Here is a 14,793-nt window from a genome sequence, read left to right as displayed (position 1 = left end):
AGTTGCTGGTCGTAGGCGCCGGCCTGGCGGCGCCTGCAGCACTGCTGCCTAGTAGCCGGTGTAGAGCAGCTCCAGCGCCAGATGCCGCACCTCCTGCAAGTCCACCGGTTTGCTCAGGCAGGCAGAGGCCCCGCGCGCCCTGGCTTCCTCGAATAGCGCCTGGTCGGCCACCGCGCTGATCACCAGCACCGGCACCTCGCGCAGCCGTGGCTCGGCGCGCATGGCGTCGAGTATCTCCAGGCCGTTGCCGTCCGGCAGGTCGATATCCAGCAGCAACAGCGCCGGCTCGTTGTCCTGCAGCTCGGCCAGCGCGCGCTGGCGGGTACCCGCGCCACGCACCTCGGCGAACTCGCGCAGCGCCTCCTGGAGAATCTTCAGGCAGGCCGGGTGATCCTCCACGCACAGCACCTGCACCAGGCGCCGCTCGCTTTGCGCCGACTGCTCTGGCGCATCGGCGTCGGTCTCGTCCGGCCGCGCGGCGCTGGGCAGGTCGAGCCAGAAGCGGCTGCCCACACCCGGCTCGCTGCGCACGCCGATCTCACCGTCCATCAGGCTGGCCAGCTCGCGGCAGAGCACCAAGCCGATGCCGGTGCCGGGAATGTTCGAACTCTCCCGACCTAGGCGCTGGAACGGCTGGAACAGCTGCGCCTGCTGCTCGCCGGACAGCCCCGGGCCGGTGTCGTCGACCCACAGCCGCACGCAGTCGGCGCGCACCTCGTAGCCCATGCGGATGAGGCCCTGCGGGCTGTTGTACTTGATCGCGTTGGACAGCAGGTTGAGCAGGATCTGCCGCACCCGGCGCGGGTCGCCCTGGACGAACAGCGGCGGCTCGGCCGCGGCCATCACCTGCAGCTGCAGCTGGCGCTGCTGCACCTCGGGCTGCACCAGCTCGGCGCAGCCGGCCAGCAGGCTGCCGATCTCCAGGGGCTGCAACTGCAGCTGCTGACGGCGGCTCTCGATGCTCGACAGGTCGAGGATGTCGTCGACCAACGCGGTCAGATGGCGGCTGGCGTTGACGATCTCGTGGGCGTAGTCGCACTCCAGCTTGGCATCGGCCTTGTCCTGCGCCTCCATCTCGATCAGCTGGGCGAAGCCATGGATGGCGTTGAGCGGCGTGCGCAGCTCGTGGCTCATGCTCGACAGGAAACGGCTCTTGGCCTGGCTGGCCGCCAGGGCCTCGAGGCTGGCGTGGCGCAACTCCTCCTGCACCTGCTTGAGACGGGTGATGTCGACATGGGTGCCGGCCACGCGCAGCGGCCAGCCCTTGGCGTCGCGCTCCAGCACCTTGCCGCGACTGAGCAGCCAGAGGTACTGGCCCTGGCAGTCGAGGTAGCGGTACTCGGCGTCGAAATGCTCGTCACCGCTCTCGGCGAAGTGCTTGCGCAGGTGGCGCAGGCGCTCCAGGTCGTCCGGGTGCACGCGCTGGTTGAACTCGCTCAGGCTCAGGTGACGCGCACCCAGGCCGAAGCGCCGCACGAAGCGGTCGCTGAGGTCGATGGTCAGGTCGCGGGCGTTGATCTGCCAGAGGCTCTCGGTGGTGCTCTCCAGCACCAGCTGGAGGATGTTCTGCGCCTCCTGGCGCTCCTGCTCGCTGGCCTGCAGCTGGCGCCCGGCCTGCTGCATCGCGTCCGCCAGGCGACTGACTTCGGCGATCCGGCTGTCCGGCGCCGCCGGCAGGTAGTTGCCCTGGCCCAGGCTGCCGGCCATCTCGACGATATCGGCGATGGGGTGCGCCAGCTGGTTGCTCAGGTGCCGCGAACGCAGCCACATCCAGGCGAAAAACATCAGGTAAAAGGCCAGCAGGCCGGCGATCAGCAGGTAGCCGATCTGCAGGTAGCGCTCGGCCAGCTGGTTGGTGTCGTGGAAGATCTGCTCCTCGTCCACCACCAGCAACAGGCGCCAGCCGGTCTGCGGAATCTCGCTCCAGGCCACCAGCTGCTTGCGCCCGCCAAGCAGCACCTCCTGGACGTTGCCGCGGCCCTCGTTCATCGCCTGCAGCAGCGGCTCCATGCCCTCGCGCTTGGCCAGGTTGAAGTCCTCGGGCTTGAGCACCTCGCGCCGTACCGCCTCCTCGTAGGAGTAATGGGTCAGCTCGCGCAGGCCGAAATCCAGCTCGCCGGCGGCCGGCAGCGCCATGATGTTGTGGTCGTGGCTGACCAGCATGGCGTAGCCCTGCCAGGGCACGTTGAGCTCGGCGATCTCGCCGAGCACCTGGCCGACGGTGATGTCCAGGCCCACCACGCCCTCGAGGAAATCGCCGCGATAGACCGGGGCGATGGCCGACATCATCCAGCCGAGGCCGGCCGGATCGAGGTAGACCTCGGTCCACACCACCTTGCGCTCGGGGTTGTGCTTGGCGTCGGCGAGGTAATAGAAGTTGTAATCCGGGATCACCATGTCATGGGGATACTGCGCCGGCGTGTCGAACCAGGGATAGATGCGGTTGTAGCTGTCCCAGCTGTTGAAATACAGCGCCGCCACCAGCGGGTTGGCCTCATGGATCGAGCGCATCAGCGGATCGAGCTGCGACAGGCGCATGACCTTGGCGTGATCCTGCTGCGCCAGCGGCGTACTGTTGGCGTAGAAGGAGGCGGCGCGGCCGTCGTCGCTGCGGGTGTAGAACACCCCGCTGTCGGTGCTGGTATGGCGCTGACGCTCCAGTTCGTCGGCCTGATAGCCGGTATCGAGCAGCGCGCGCTGAGTCGCGTCGCGGTACACCTGGACCAGCGATTCGATCGAACGCAGGCGGCCATCGACGATCTGCCCCTCGCGCAGCGCGGCACTGGCCAGGTCCTTCACCGCCGCCTCCTGCAGATGGCCGATCTGCGTGTCGCGAATCGCCTGATTGCTCAGCAGGTACGCCGCAATCAACACCGACTCCACCAGGATCAACGGGATCAGCGCGCTCTGCACGAAGGCCCGCCAGATCCACTGACGCAGGGGGTAGCGGCTAGAACTCGGCATGACGACTCCTTTCCATAGGGCGCGCAGAGGGACGCCAGGCGCCATCATAGCTTCCCGCGCTGGAATCCGCAGTCGACGTTATGGAACCTTTGCCGTACACTCCGCGTCCTAGCTGTAACCACGAAGGTTTTGGGGCCGATTAGGATTCGACGCCGGTAACGAAACTTGAGGGGCATGCCGAGTAGGTGACAGTTCTCGTAAATCCGCTGCCACAACTTCATAGTTGCCAACGACGACAACTACGCTCTGGCCGCCTAAGGGCGCCAGCTGACCCTAGGGGATGCCTGTAAACCCGAAGATCTGGTCAGTCATATAGAACAGGATCGCCGCCAAGTTCGCTGTAGACGTAACGGCTAAAACTCATACAGCTCGCTCCAAGCGCCCTGCCACTCGGGCCGCGCGGAGTTAACTCAGTAGAGATGGCTAAGCATGTAGAACCGATAGCGGAGAGCTGGCGGACGGGGGTTCAAATCCCCCCGGCTCCACCAACAACACATCTAAAGACGTCCACGGACGTCTTTTTTTGTGCCTGAAACCCAGTAAATACGGGGCCTTCAGCGTCATCGCGATCCGATAGCGTCCAGCAGGATCCATGAAATCCGGTATTCCAAGTGGTATTCCAAGCCATCCACTGGTAATTTTTGGAATACCGAAACTGTTCCTGGAATACCCCATGTGCGCCCAAGCCACCCGCCTCTCGGACCTCAAGGTCAAAGCCGCCAAACCTCAAGAGAAGGACTACGTCCTGAGTGATGGTGACGGCCTTCAAATGCGAGTGAGAAGCAATGGCTCAAAGCTCTGGAACTTCAACTACCGGCACCCGGTGACGAAGAACCGGATCAACATGGGCCTTGGGACCTTCCCCGAAGTTTCATTGGCGCAAGCACGCAAGCGCACCGTTGAGGCACGTGAACTCCTCGCCCACGGTATCGACCCCAAAGAGAAACGGGATGCCGTACAGCAGGCCAGGAAGGCGGCGACCGAACACACCTTCCAGAACGTGGCGACGGCCTGGTATGAGCTGAAAAAGGATGCGGTGACCCAGGCCTACGCCGAGGACATCTGGCGCTCCCTCACTCTGCACATCTTCCCGGACTTGGGCACCACGCCAATCTCCGCCATCAATGCCCCTCAGGTCATCAACCTGCTCCGACCGCTCGAAACCAAGGGCAGCCTTGAGACCGTGAAGCGGCTGACGCAGCGGCTCAACGAAATCATGACCTACGGAGTCAACTCGGGACTGATTCACGCGAACCCGCTCAGTGGGATCCGCTCCGTCTTCAAGAAGCCGAAGAAGAAGAACATGGCGGCGCTCCCTCCCGATGAGCTGAAAGAGCTCATGGTGGCAGTCGCCAATGCGAGCATCAAAAGGACCACTCGCTGCCTGATCGAGTGGCAGCTCCACACCATGACCCGGCCAGCGGAGGCAGCAACCACACGCTGGGCGGACATCGACATCGAGAAGAAGATCTGGACGATTCCTGCGGAACGCATGAAGAAACGCCGCACGCACATCGTCCCGCTCACGGAGCAGGCTCTCGCGCTCCTGGAAGCGATCAAGCCCTACAGTGCGCACAGGGAATACGTGTTCCCCGCAGACCGGAACCCTCGCACCCACTGCAACAGCCAGACCGCCAACATGGCACTAAAACGCATGGGTTTCGAAGGGCGCCTGGTCAGCCATGGCATGCGCTCAATGGCCAGCACCATCCTCAACGAACACGGTTGGGATCCTGAATTGATCGAGGTAGCGCTTGCCCACGTCGACAAGGACGAGGTTCGCAGCGCCTACAACCGGGCGGACTACATTGAGCGTAGGCGCCCGATGATGGCCTGGTGGAGTGAGCACATTCAGGAAGCTGCTACGGGAAATCTGTCGATGTCGGCTATCAGGGAAAGTCAGGATCGGAAAGTCGTTTCGATTCGCTGACAAATAGACGACCAAGTCACCGCGCTACGGTGTCGTCCTGTTCCTCGATATCGGACTTCATCGTTGCATACATCTCTTTAAGCAATGGTTCAACAATGCTCTCAGCCTCCCCCCATTGGTCCTCACGCAACATTGAGTACTTCACGTCCAAGTGTATTTCTCTATCGAAGGGAAAATCAGTTGAGGTCTCCAAGCCAACAATTAGCTGCATGTCCTTTGGCAGTTCCTTGGCTATGAAATGGAGCACAGCAGGAAGATTGATGTCATCCTGAGCTTGTTGGTTTGGTGAGTCAATTACGACTGGTACGTCGTACGTTCCGGTCTCCCCCTGACAGGTTCGCCACAATGCGGCGTAGTAAGCCAGGATTGACCGAGGGCCTCCGCTTCCAGATAGATCAGGACGACCAGTAAGCTTCATCTTTGATGCATCGACAGAGGGTAATTGCAGTGCAACACGACCGGTCATGTAGTTGGACCTAAAGTCGTCTAAGATCGCTCGCGTTCTTTTCGCGGCGCGTAACGACTTCATCTTCTCCTCTAAAGCATCGACCGCACCGAGAGCCTTATCGATGGCCTCTTGTAGATGCTTACGCTCAGCTTCGAAGGCAGCAAACGCACTCTCTGCCCCCATACTGCCAACGACATCTTGAAACTTTAACTCCCCTTTGCGTGTATCCAACAGCTTTGAGATACGCTGATAGTTTCCATTTAGGGTGTTCAACTCTGCCAAAGCGGTGCCGCATCGGCGCCGCACCTGATTTGCGTCATCTCTAAGGCGCCCAGCGAGCTCACGGAGCACACGCGCATCTTCAGCAAAATTGAGCAAATCGAGAAAGGACTTGGTGTGCTCGGCGTTGCAAGTCGGACAAATCAGCGGCTCCGAATCTCCAGCGCGCAAGTACTTTGCATCGTGGTCATAAGCCGCGAGTGCATCGTCGGCCAATCGAATCTGCTGCTCCAGACTAGAAAGCAAGTCTTGCTCACGGACAGCTGCATTTCGTAGCACTTCCTGCCTCTGATTAAGCTCATTAACCTCTTGGGTCAACAGAGCAATCTCGTCTGCAAAATTCTCGGCACTGACCTTTGGCCCGGATAAAGGAAGCGTGCGACTAAATCGTTCTATAGTACGCTCAAGGAGTTTGTACTCACGCCGATGCTCCTCAAGAACTTTAGACTCTTGAGCCTTCTCAGCCCTAGCACGGTAGTACTCAGGAGGACAAACGCCGGTGAAATACTCCAAAATGGAGCCCCAAGGCGAGCTAAACCTTTTGAGCCCACCAAATGTGTTCCACTCAGCCTGCCAACTGCCGTCTTGGTTTACATAAAAAGGCAAGAAGAAACATGCAGGATCGGCGGGCCGAATCTCAGATTCCTTCTTGTCGGTAAACACCAAGTTAAAGTCAGTGACATCACAGAAACTCTTCGACCATTCCCCAAAATTAGAAGTCGCGACAATCATCTCGCGATTGGCGTTGAACAATGCACGCCGCCCGTTCTGGTGCAATGCGAAAAAGTGACGTCCATCGACAGAAAATTCGAGTATGCAAGCCGTGTTTTCGTCCCACGCCTCTAGCTTGCCCTGAGGTTTGGCGCCAAGAGTCTCAAAGAGGCTCCGTATCAGACTGGTCTTGCCTGTGTGGTTCCTTCCCCTCAATAAGTTCTTCTGAGGGTGGAAATTGACGTGCCGCGCTTTCCTGTCGCGATGCGAGAGCAGCCAGATGTTTACGAAGCGGAAGCTTTTCATAGTTCTTAGTTCTCAAGCTACGAACGAGAAGTCTCAGTTCTGGTCCACGCATTTCTTAATAGCCCTCATCGCAAAGCGCGCTAGAAGTTCTGCATCGCGAAAGCCGCTAAAATTTTTTCTCAGCGCAGCTAGCGCCGTCTCGAAATACGGTAACAGGCCGGATCCGCGCGCATTGGAGTCGAGCCAGGCATCACAGAAATCATGGAGTGGCTGAACAGTGGGTAGGGCTGCTCCCGTAAGCTGCTCTCGCACGACTCTGGCAGCTTGTGCGCGGATAGCTGTTACCTCCATGAAGTCCATGCCCTCACTCTGCAGTTGAGTAAGCCAGTCATTTAGATAGGCAGAATGGTCCGGGACGGTCTCAAGCGCACCGAGCGCAGACATAAACTCCTGCCGCGAGAACCCACGCTGCCTCACAAGGTCATCGAAAGATGAGCACGTATCGGTGTGTCGGCCCAGAGGTGAAATCTTCGTGACAAGAGACTCCACGAAGGATGCTGCCTGACCTGCATGGGGCGGGCTGCGCTCTGTTAAAAGCTCTAGAGCCGACTTGATGACATGGCTACTGGGTTCATCGGGGTGGATGGCGACCCTCTTAAGCTTGATCTTCGTTAGGTCGGGAGCAGGTGAGCCATCTATCCCAAGTGTATGCAGGGCTTGAGTCAAGAGTTGCACATGCTCAAGGGCAAAGTCCGCTAGCGAGCAAGGCATCGACGTTGCGGCATTTCCTCCAGCCGCAAGGGGGATATCACAGCCAGCGTTTGAGATGAAGTACGCCTCGACTGGGAGTTTGTCGAAGGCAGCAAGACTGAGCTGAAGCTTTCCCAGTGCGCTATCACTGACCTTTGTAAACGTGGGAGATGCTACCTTCGAGCTTTTCTTCTTCGCAGGCACTGTTGTTCCAGTGAGCACAGACCAGCCCCACTCTCCACGGTCCTTCTTCTTCACCTGATAAACGCGGGCACGCGTGGGTGAGTTTGCTGAATCCAGCTCTGTGACATCTTGCACGGTTTCGAAGAGGAGCAAGAAATCCGGCTCATTCGCCTGCTCCATTTCCACCATTCGGAGCACTGCCCACCAACGCTGAAAGTCCACCCCCTTAGCCCCGTGGCCTCCTCCTGTCTCCGCGAGGCCAGGTTTGTTTGCGACGAGCAATAATTCTGCGGCGCCAGCCGATATGGTCAAAGCATCCTCCCTATGCGTTATTGCCACCGACGATGGCTGCCCTAGTAATTCCGTTTCGACATCATCGGCCACATTCAGGGGAGCTGTAAAGGATGGGAATTAGCCGTTGCCTTGATACACGGAGCCAGTCTTGAGGACGTCAGGCGGGCCATTTCGAGTATCGATTTGTCATCGCGCAACCAGATTCAACTCGAAAAAATCTCAACCACACATAACAGCAATGACATCACTACCAAGGAGGTTCGCCCCATGTCATTGCAGTGCCCTCGCTGTCTCTCCCCCAAAGTCGCTTCCTTCCATCACGCCATGAAAGTCGGCGCTGCCATCGGCACCGTGGGCGGTGTTGCGCGGGGCGTCAGCGCTGCCCTGGCAGGTGGCCAGGCTGGCGCAGCTATCGGCGCGTTCGCTGGCCCTGTCGGCATCACCCTCGGTTCCGTGTCGGGTGCCATCCTCGGTGGCCTGGCCGGTGGTGTCGGTGGTTGTGCACTCGGCGCTCAGCTCGGCGAGTCGCTCGACCGCCACGTACTGGCCCACAACCTCTGCCTGTTCTGCGGTCATCGCTTCAACCTGCCGACCTGATCGGCGCCCTCTCCTCTCACTTCACTTGTCCGGTCGGTGCTGCGCCGTGCGCAGCGCTTGATGCCGGAGTACCCAAAGGAATCATCCAAATGGCACATCTTGTCGAAACCATGGCCTACGCTGGCGCTACTCCGTGGCACGGCCTGGGCAATCAACTCACGCAGAAACAACCCATCGAAGTCTGGCAACGCGAAGCCGGCATGGACTGGCAGATATTGGAAAGCCCCGTGCATTTCAAATCAGAAGTCGCTGGGCATCTGGGCGCGATCCATTCCTTCCCCGAACAAAAGGTACTGTTCCGCTCGGACACCAAGGCCCCGCTGTCGGTGGTCTCGCAGCGCTATCACACCGTGCAGCCTCGTGAGGTGCTGGAGTTCTACCGGGATCTCACCGAAGTCTCCGGTTACGAGCTGGAAACAGCTGGCGTGCTCAAAGGCGGACGCAAGTTCTGGGCGCTGGCGCGTACCGGGCAAGGCGCTGCGCTCAAGGGCAACGACCAGGTCAATGGCTACCTGCTGCTGGCGACGTCCTGCGACGGCACCCTGGCCACCACGGCAACCCCGACCACCGTGCGCGTGGTCTGCAACAACACCCTGACTATCGCCCTGGACGGCACCAGCCGGGCGATCAAGGTGCCGCACAACACCCGCTTCGATCCCCAGGCAGTGAAGAAGCAGCTCGGCATCGCCGTCTCGCAATGGGACGAGTTCATGTACCGCATGCGCGCGCTGGCCGAGCGCAAGGTGCAGTGGCATGAGGCACTGGGCTTCTTCATGAACGTGATGTGCGAGACCAACCCGACCGGCGCGCTGCCGGAGCAACTGCCCAACGAGCGCGCCCTGCGCAAGGCCCAGGAACTGTACGAAGGCCGTGGTCGCGGTAGCCAGCTGGACTCGGCACGCGGGACCGCCTGGGGCCTGCTCAACGCCGTGACCGAGTACGTCGACCACGAGCGCCGTGCGCGCAGCAACGAGTACCGCATGGACTCGGCCTGGTTCGGCCAGGGCGCTCAGATCAAGCAACGCGCCCTGGATACCGCGCTGCAGCTCGCCGCTTAACCCTCACTTACATCAACCTTCGCGCCCGGTCAGCCTTGTGCTGGTCGGGCGTTTTTATGTCTGCAGGTGAACAGCATGAAAGCAACGTCATTGAACGGCAGCACCAGCAAGAAACGCCCTGCCCTGCGCCTGGTCAGCACCAAGGAGCTGCCGCGCGAGGACTGGCTGCAAATTCGCAAGCGGGGCATCGGCAGTTCGGATGCCGCGGCGGCCGTGGGCCTGAATCCCTACAAGTCGCAGCTGGAACTGTGGTTGGAGAAGACCGGTCGCGATGCCGGGCTGCCGAAGGCCGATCCCCAGGATGAGGAAAGCCCGATGTACTGGGGCAATGTCCTGGAGCCCATCGTGGCCTGGCATTACAGCAAGCGCACGAAGAACAAGGTACGCCGCATCAACGCCGTGCTGCAGCATCCGGATCCCGAATTGCCCTGGATGCTGGCCAACATCGACCGCGAGGTGATCGGGGCCGACGATGTGCAAATTCTCGAATGCAAGACCGCGGGCATAAACGGGGCACGCCTCTGGAAAGAAGGCGTGCCCGAGTATGTGACGCTGCAGGTGATGCACCAACTCGCCGTCACCGGCAAGCAGGCCGCGGATATCGCCGTGCTGCTCGGCGGCCAGACGCTGGAGATCCACCGTATCGAGCGCGACGAGCAGATGATCGAGCGCCTGATCGAGCTGGAGCGACAGTTCTGGCAGTACGTGGAAACCGACACGCCACCGCCGGCCGATGGCACGGCGTCCGCCGAAGCGGCCTTGCGCTGCCTCTATCCGGAGGACAACGGCCAGATCGTCGACTTCAGCGGCCATGCCGGACTGGCCGCTGCCTTCATCGAGCTCAAGGCCGTGCGCCAGTCGATTGCCGACAAGGAAAAGCGCGAGGCCGAGCTCAAGCAGATGCTGCAACAGGCCATGGGCGCTGCCAGCCGGGCGGAGTTCTCCAGCGGCTACGTCAGCTGGCGCAAGGCCAAGGACAGCATCGGTCTCGATGTCGCTCAACTGCTCCAGGACAAACCCTACCTGCAGGCCAAGTACCCGCTGCTGAAACCCGGTGCGCGGCGTTTCCTGGTCGGCTGATTTCCATCTCTTTCGCCCCTCCATCCCCTTGGCCAGCCCAGACAGTTAGCGCTGCATGGCTGGCCTTTTTTCATTTCCAGGAGAACCATCATGCTCAAAGGTCTGGCTATCACACCGCCGGTGCTCGGCCGCATCTCAATAGGCAAGGTCGTCGAGAAGAACGGCAAGCGCCTGCCGGAGAAGGATGACCAGTTCACCATCACCTCCCAGGTGCAAGGCAAGGACGGCTGGCTGCTGCATCCGCTCAACGACGAGCTGCGTCAGGGCAAGGACGACAAGCTGCGCAGCATTCCGGTACGCCTGCTGTTCAACGAACCGGAGCTGAACTTCCGCGCCGACTACACCTTGTTCGATCGGCAGTCCGGACGGCCGCTGTGCGTGGGTAATGGCGAGACCTGCAAGCGCGTCACCCAGGACGGCATGCAGTCGCTGCCCTGCCCTTCGCCGGATGCCTGCCCGCTGGCCAAAGGTAATGCCTGCAGGCCCTACGGTCGGCTGAACGTGGTCATTGGCGACGACGATCCGCTGGGTAGCTTCGTGTTCCGCACCACCGGTTTCAACAGCATCCGCACCCTCGCCGCTCGCCTGCATTACTTCCAGGCCATATCCGGCAACCGCCTGGCCTGCCTGCCGCTGGAGCTGCGTCTGCGCGGAAAGTCCACCCGGCAAAGCCATGGGACGCCGATCTTCTACGTCGACCTGACGGTACGTGGCGGTATGGGCATGGCGGAGGCGCTGCTGGCCGCCAACGAGCTCGATGCGCAGCGGCAAGCAGCTGGCTTCGATCAGGCCGCGCTGGATGAAGCGGCGCAGCGTGGCTTCGGCAATGGCGCCTTCGAGGACAGCGAGGAAGACGCTGGCGCCGTCGCCGAGGAGTTCTACCCCACCGAAGAAAGCCCATCTCCAGCCCCCAACGCTCTCCAGCGTTCTGGGAAAACCAGCCTGGCCGAGAAGCTGGACGCGCAAGCCCAGCGCCATACCCCACCGACCGATAACCATCAAGGAGCCCTGCATGCGTCTGCACAAGCTGAAGGCCAGTGAATCGACCGGCACCTACCTGGTCGAGTCGCCGGTCACCGAAACCGACATCCTGCTGATGGCCCGGCAGTTGGCGAATCTGCGTCTGCGCCGGGGGCGAGCACTGACTTCACCGAAGGAAGTGTTCAGCCACCTGCAGGCGCTGCTGGGCGATTACGAGCATGAGGTATTCGCCCTGCTTCTGCTCGACAGCCGGCACCGGGTGATCATCTTTCACGAACTGTTCCGGGGCACCCTGGACAGCGCCAGTGTCTATCCCCGGGAAGTCGTCAAAGCTGCCCTGGAGCACAACGCCGCAGCAACCGTGCTGGTCCACAACCACCCTTCCGGTGACCCGGAACCCAGCCAATCAGATCTCACCCTGACTCACAAACTGCGGGAGGCCCTGAACCTGGTCGGGGTGCGAACCTTGGACCATATCGTGGTGGGCCACGAGGGCTGCGTATCGCTGGCAGAACAGGGCTACCTGTGAGGAGAACACGACGATGAAGCTACTACGGATCTTTGCCGCCGTGTTCCTGTTCGCCGGCATCCTCGCGGGCTGCCTGGCCCTTCTGCTGCTGGTGCTTCTGATGGTGCGCTTTCCGCCACTGCTGATCGCCGTACTGCTGGCGTGCTGGATTTTCTGCCGCCTCGTGAAGGCGCTAGCCCCCGGAACAGCCGCGGCAGAGTCCACCACTGCACCACCGAACTAATCATTACTACGAGCCGCCAGGCATGCACTGGCCGCCTCAATTCAATAGGGAGCATGACGATGAACAGACAGTGTCTGATCTGCGACTCCGGCGCCGTGCTGACACGGGACGCAGCCAAAGGGCTGACCCTGCTGGCCGGGTTACTCAATGGCGCAATCAAGGGAGCTCAGCGCCCACATGAGGGGAGCGGCCATGCCGATCTTCTCAGCGGCCTGGCAGCAGTTGCACCCGCGTACCCGGAGGCCCGAAAGGCGGCAGAAGATGTCGTGCGGTTTCACTTCGCCGGCTTCGACTGCCTGTGCCTACGCTGCGGCGCTTTGTTCGACGAGACAACAGAAAGTAAGGAGGGCCTTAGCCACGGCTGAGGCGTTCCACCAGACGCTCCACAAACTCCAGCACCAGCGCACGATCATCCGAGCTCAACGTGGACAGCAGCCCCTGCAGTCGACGCGCCTGATCCTCTGGGCGCGAGCTGCCCTCGGTCAGCAGGTCGGCGGTTTCACAACCGAAGACCGCCGCCAGCTCAACAAGACGCTCGACGTTGGGCATCACGACGCCACGCTCGATGCGTGAAACGGCCTCACTACCGATCCCCAATCGCTCCGCGACCTGCTCCTGACTCAGCTTGCAGCGCACTCGCTGGCGAGCAATTGCCTGGCCCACGACTTCCGCCAGCTGCTTCGAATCGCTTTTTGACATGCCACCCTCCAGATCGACCTGGATGGTTGGGCATCAACCCGTTGACATGAAGGACCTCACAAACCGAGACTCGACTCTAAAGGTTGATATTCAACTTTTCCTCCAACTCCAAGCAGGGAGCACAAAACAGATGTATGTCATCTCCGGACTGAACGAAGCGCAGATCGAAAGTCTCGTGCGCAGCAAAGCGTCCTTCGAGATCAACGGTCTCAGGGGCAACTTCATGGCCGGCATCAAACTGGTCGAAACCAAGATTGAAAGCTTGGGGATGAAGTGCCGCGTCAAGAGCGATACGAAAAGCGCACTCGCTCAAGGTGGGGCAATTGGCGCGCTTGCCAGCCTGGCTTCGGTCCCTGTCACCCTTTCAGTCGTAACGCTAACCGCTGCAGCCAGCGCCGGGCACAACCTCCTGACCCGCAACCCGGACTACGAAATCCTCAAGGACTACGTGAATCAACGGCTCAGGGTCATCTACAAGAAATAACTCCGCCCCCTCTGAAAAAAGCCAGTGGTTCGGCACAGGTGTAATAAAGCGAGCAAGTGTCGACCGATACCGAATTGGACGCGGCCCGACACCTGCAGCTTAAAAGCCACGCCCCTAACCACCTACATATAAGCCCCTAAGAATCCTGGAATAGACCGATTATGAAAAGATTGATAGGAATCACCCTAGTCGCACTAGCCATAACCGGCTGCAAATCCGAAATCGACAATGCAGAGACCGTTATCAGAAATGGGCTTATCTATAAATACGGCGAAACCGATCCATTTACCGGACTGGTACTAAACACTCCAGCAGGAATCCCCGGCATATCAGCGCTTTGCAACTCCCAAGTCGAGAAAGGTCGCTACAGCGGAAAAAGCGAGTGTTTCTACAACTCTCAGAAGGTGTACGAGGTTGAGTTCTCGGCAGGCAGCAAGGACGGAACAGAGACCGTATTCGATGCAGAAACCGGAAAAACGAAATTCGTCAAGAACTGGAAAAGCAATCGCCTACACGGAACAGCAGAGGAATACCTCAACGGAACCCTGATAAGCCGAAAAGAATACAAAGATGGCCTGCAAGACGGAGATGAGGTCGGCTGGTCCGAAGACGGCCAAACGAAACTGACCGATATCACTTGGAGCAATGGCAAAGAACTAAACGGCTTTAAAACCCAATTCAATACCAGCTTCAATTACCCATCAGGTAGATATAACTACCTAAACGGCCAACTGCACGGACAACAACTCACCTACAGCAGAACAAACAGCGGAAAACAGTACACGCATATCGAGAATAATTTCCAAAATGGGAAACAGGACGGCATATTCAAAAGGTATATCAGCATCCCAAACACAGACACAATCCAGCAGGATCTTGAAATCCACTATAAAAATGACGACACTGTATCTGGGTGGTTTAGGCAGTACAGCAAAGTAGACGGGAGACTCATACAAGAAATCAAGCTGATTCGAGCTCCCAATGACGAAGGCAAAGGCTTTTACGATGACTATCCCGGCACCTTAGTGCCAGACGGTCTTATCAAGAAATATAATGCCTTGCTTGATACAACTACTGGCGAAGAGCTCTGGGTCAATGGGGTAAAAGTTGACCATCCTCCTCAACTCCAAGAAAGCCAGGAGTATAGTATTAATATACGGAAAGAAGAGACTCCGCGCGAAGAGTATCTCACCGACAGTACACAAGCATTTTCATCTGAGGGCTGCCTGGATGCTTGGATCACCGCCTATCGAAAAGAAATTGGTGATGAAGCCATGATCGTGAGCGAGCAAATAAATGAGTGGGAGGACTGGTGTAGCGAAGGGAAGCTGCCTTAA

14 protein-coding genes and 1 other RNA gene are annotated in these 14,793 nt (G+C 59.5%); 11 read left to right on the top strand and 4 right to left on the bottom strand.

What is annotated here, in order from left to right; genetic code table 11:
- Nucleotides 1-48 precede the first annotated feature (48 nt).
- Nucleotides 49-2,964 (bottom strand): hybrid sensor histidine kinase/response regulator, encoded by a 2,916-nt coding sequence (locus tag ACW9UL_RS05485; protein ID WP_457789397.1) that lies wholly within the window; start codon nt 2,962-2,964, stop codon nt 49-51.
- Between the two features lie 131 nt (nt 2,965-3,095).
- On the opposite strand from ACW9UL_RS05485, the gene ssrA reads away from it, so the two are divergent.
- Together ssrA and ACW9UL_RS05475 are read left to right on the top strand one after the other, a co-directional pair.
- Nucleotides 3,096-3,452, top strand: a transfer-messenger RNA (tmRNA) gene (ssrA, locus tag ACW9UL_RS05480).
- Between the two features lie 185 nt (nt 3,453-3,637).
- The gene (locus ACW9UL_RS05475) at nt 3,638-4,894 is read left to right on the top strand and encodes an integrase domain-containing protein (protein WP_457790915.1); all 1,257 of its coding nucleotides are present in this window, start codon (nt 3,638-3,640) and stop codon (nt 4,892-4,894) included.
- Nucleotides 4,895-4,910: 16 nt separating this feature from the next.
- Here the strand turns inward: ACW9UL_RS05475 and ACW9UL_RS05470 are convergent, their stop codons facing one another.
- The gene (locus tag ACW9UL_RS05470; RefSeq protein WP_457789395.1) at nt 4,911-6,638 is read right to left on the bottom strand and encodes a GumC domain-containing protein; all 1,728 of its coding nucleotides are present in this window, start codon (nt 6,636-6,638) and stop codon (nt 4,911-4,913) included.
- A 33-nt stretch (nt 6,639-6,671) separates the two neighbouring features.
- The gene (locus ACW9UL_RS05465) at nt 6,672-7,823 is read right to left on the bottom strand and encodes a dsDNA nuclease domain-containing protein (RefSeq protein WP_457789393.1); all 1,152 of its coding nucleotides are present in this window, start codon (nt 7,821-7,823) and stop codon (nt 6,672-6,674) included.
- A 249-nt stretch (nt 7,824-8,072) separates the two neighbouring features.
- Here ACW9UL_RS05465 and ACW9UL_RS05460 point away from each other — a divergent pair, with 249 nt between their 5' ends.
- The 7 genes from ACW9UL_RS05460 to ACW9UL_RS05430 all read left to right on the top strand — a co-directional run bounded on the left by ACW9UL_RS05460 (nt 8,073) and on the right by ACW9UL_RS05430 (nt 12,638).
- Nucleotides 8,073-8,402, top strand: a complete 330-nt coding sequence (locus ACW9UL_RS05460) for a hypothetical protein (RefSeq protein ID WP_457789391.1) — start codon at nt 8,073-8,075, stop codon at nt 8,400-8,402.
- 89 nt (nt 8,403-8,491) lie between these two features.
- Complete coding sequence (locus tag ACW9UL_RS05455) at nt 8,492-9,460, top strand: TIGR03299 family phage/plasmid-derived protein (protein ID WP_457789390.1); 969 nt, start codon at nt 8,492-8,494, stop codon at nt 9,458-9,460.
- A gap of 75 nt (nt 9,461-9,535) precedes the next feature.
- Complete coding sequence (locus tag ACW9UL_RS05450; protein ID WP_457789388.1) at nt 9,536-10,540, top strand: YqaJ viral recombinase family nuclease; 1,005 nt, start codon at nt 9,536-9,538, stop codon at nt 10,538-10,540.
- 90 nt (nt 10,541-10,630) lie between these two features.
- Entirely contained in the window at nt 10,631-11,581 is a 951-nt protein-coding gene (locus tag ACW9UL_RS05445) for a recombination directionality factor (RefSeq protein ID WP_457789386.1), read from the top strand.
- Nucleotides 11,553-12,050 carry a RadC family protein gene (gene radC, locus ACW9UL_RS05440; protein WP_457789384.1) on the top strand — a complete coding sequence of 166 codons (498 nt, stop codon included), beginning with the start codon at nt 11,553-11,555 and terminating at the stop codon, nt 12,048-12,050. Before ACW9UL_RS05445 ends, radC begins: the two co-directional genes overlap by 29 nt.
- Nucleotides 12,051-12,063: 13 nt before the next feature.
- Complete coding sequence (locus ACW9UL_RS05435; RefSeq protein WP_457789383.1) at nt 12,064-12,273, top strand: hypothetical protein; 210 nt, start codon at nt 12,064-12,066, stop codon at nt 12,271-12,273.
- 59 nt (nt 12,274-12,332) lie between these two features.
- Nucleotides 12,333-12,638 (top strand): hypothetical protein, encoded by a 306-nt coding sequence (locus ACW9UL_RS05430; RefSeq protein ID WP_457789381.1) that lies wholly within the window; start codon nt 12,333-12,335, stop codon nt 12,636-12,638.
- Here the strand turns inward: ACW9UL_RS05430 and relB are convergent.
- Entirely contained in the window at nt 12,625-12,972 is a 348-nt protein-coding gene (relB, locus tag ACW9UL_RS05425; RefSeq protein WP_457789379.1) for a type II toxin-antitoxin system RelB family anti-toxin, read from the bottom strand. The two genes, ACW9UL_RS05430 and relB, sit on opposite strands and share 14 nt — an antisense overlap.
- A 130-nt stretch (nt 12,973-13,102) precedes the next feature.
- On the opposite strand from relB, the gene ACW9UL_RS05420 reads away from it, so the two are divergent.
- Nucleotides 13,103-13,456: a hypothetical protein gene (locus tag ACW9UL_RS05420; protein WP_075751196.1), complete on the top strand. Its 354-nt coding sequence runs from the start codon at nt 13,103-13,105 to the stop codon at nt 13,454-13,456.
- Nucleotides 13,457-13,617: 161 nt separating this feature from the next.
- Nucleotides 13,618-14,793, top strand: coding sequence for a toxin-antitoxin system YwqK family antitoxin (locus ACW9UL_RS05415; protein WP_457789377.1), 1,176 nt, complete (start codon nt 13,618-13,620; stop codon nt 14,791-14,793).

This window comes from Pseudomonas sp. PL-6 (assembly GCF_054110165.1).
This window is presented reverse-complemented; position numbering and strand designations above follow the sequence as displayed.

What these genes read in the sequence shown, in the direction of transcription:
- ACW9UL_RS05460 (WP_457789391.1), top strand. Translation starts at nt 8,073, where the DNA reads ATGTCATTGCAGTGCCCTCGCTGTCTCTCCCCCAAAGTCGCTTCCTTC.
- relB (WP_457789379.1), bottom strand. Translation starts at nt 12,972, where the DNA reads ATGTCAAAAAGCGATTCGAAGCAGCTGGCGGAAGTCGTGGGCCAGGCA.
- ACW9UL_RS05455 (WP_457789390.1), top strand. Translation starts at nt 8,492, where the DNA reads ATGGCACATCTTGTCGAAACCATGGCCTACGCTGGCGCTACTCCGTGG.
- ACW9UL_RS05415 (WP_457789377.1), top strand. Translation starts at nt 13,618, where the DNA reads ATGAAAAGATTGATAGGAATCACCCTAGTCGCACTAGCCATAACCGGC.
- radC (WP_457789384.1), top strand. Translation starts at nt 11,553, where the DNA reads ATGCGTCTGCACAAGCTGAAGGCCAGTGAATCGACCGGCACCTACCTG.
- ACW9UL_RS05450 (WP_457789388.1), top strand. Translation starts at nt 9,536, where the DNA reads ATGAAAGCAACGTCATTGAACGGCAGCACCAGCAAGAAACGCCCTGCC.
- ACW9UL_RS05475 (WP_457790915.1), top strand. Translation starts at nt 3,638, where the DNA reads ATGTGCGCCCAAGCCACCCGCCTCTCGGACCTCAAGGTCAAAGCCGCC.
- ACW9UL_RS05470 (WP_457789395.1), bottom strand. Translation starts at nt 6,638, where the DNA reads ATGAAAAGCTTCCGCTTCGTAAACATCTGGCTGCTCTCGCATCGCGAC.
- ACW9UL_RS05485 (WP_457789397.1), bottom strand. Translation starts at nt 2,964, where the DNA reads ATGCCGAGTTCTAGCCGCTACCCCCTGCGTCAGTGGATCTGGCGGGCC.
- ACW9UL_RS05420 (WP_075751196.1), top strand. Translation starts at nt 13,103, where the DNA reads ATGTATGTCATCTCCGGACTGAACGAAGCGCAGATCGAAAGTCTCGTG.
- ACW9UL_RS05445 (WP_457789386.1), top strand. Translation starts at nt 10,631, where the DNA reads ATGCTCAAAGGTCTGGCTATCACACCGCCGGTGCTCGGCCGCATCTCA.
- ACW9UL_RS05435 (WP_457789383.1), top strand. Translation starts at nt 12,064, where the DNA reads ATGAAGCTACTACGGATCTTTGCCGCCGTGTTCCTGTTCGCCGGCATC.
- ACW9UL_RS05430 (WP_457789381.1), top strand. Translation starts at nt 12,333, where the DNA reads ATGAACAGACAGTGTCTGATCTGCGACTCCGGCGCCGTGCTGACACGG.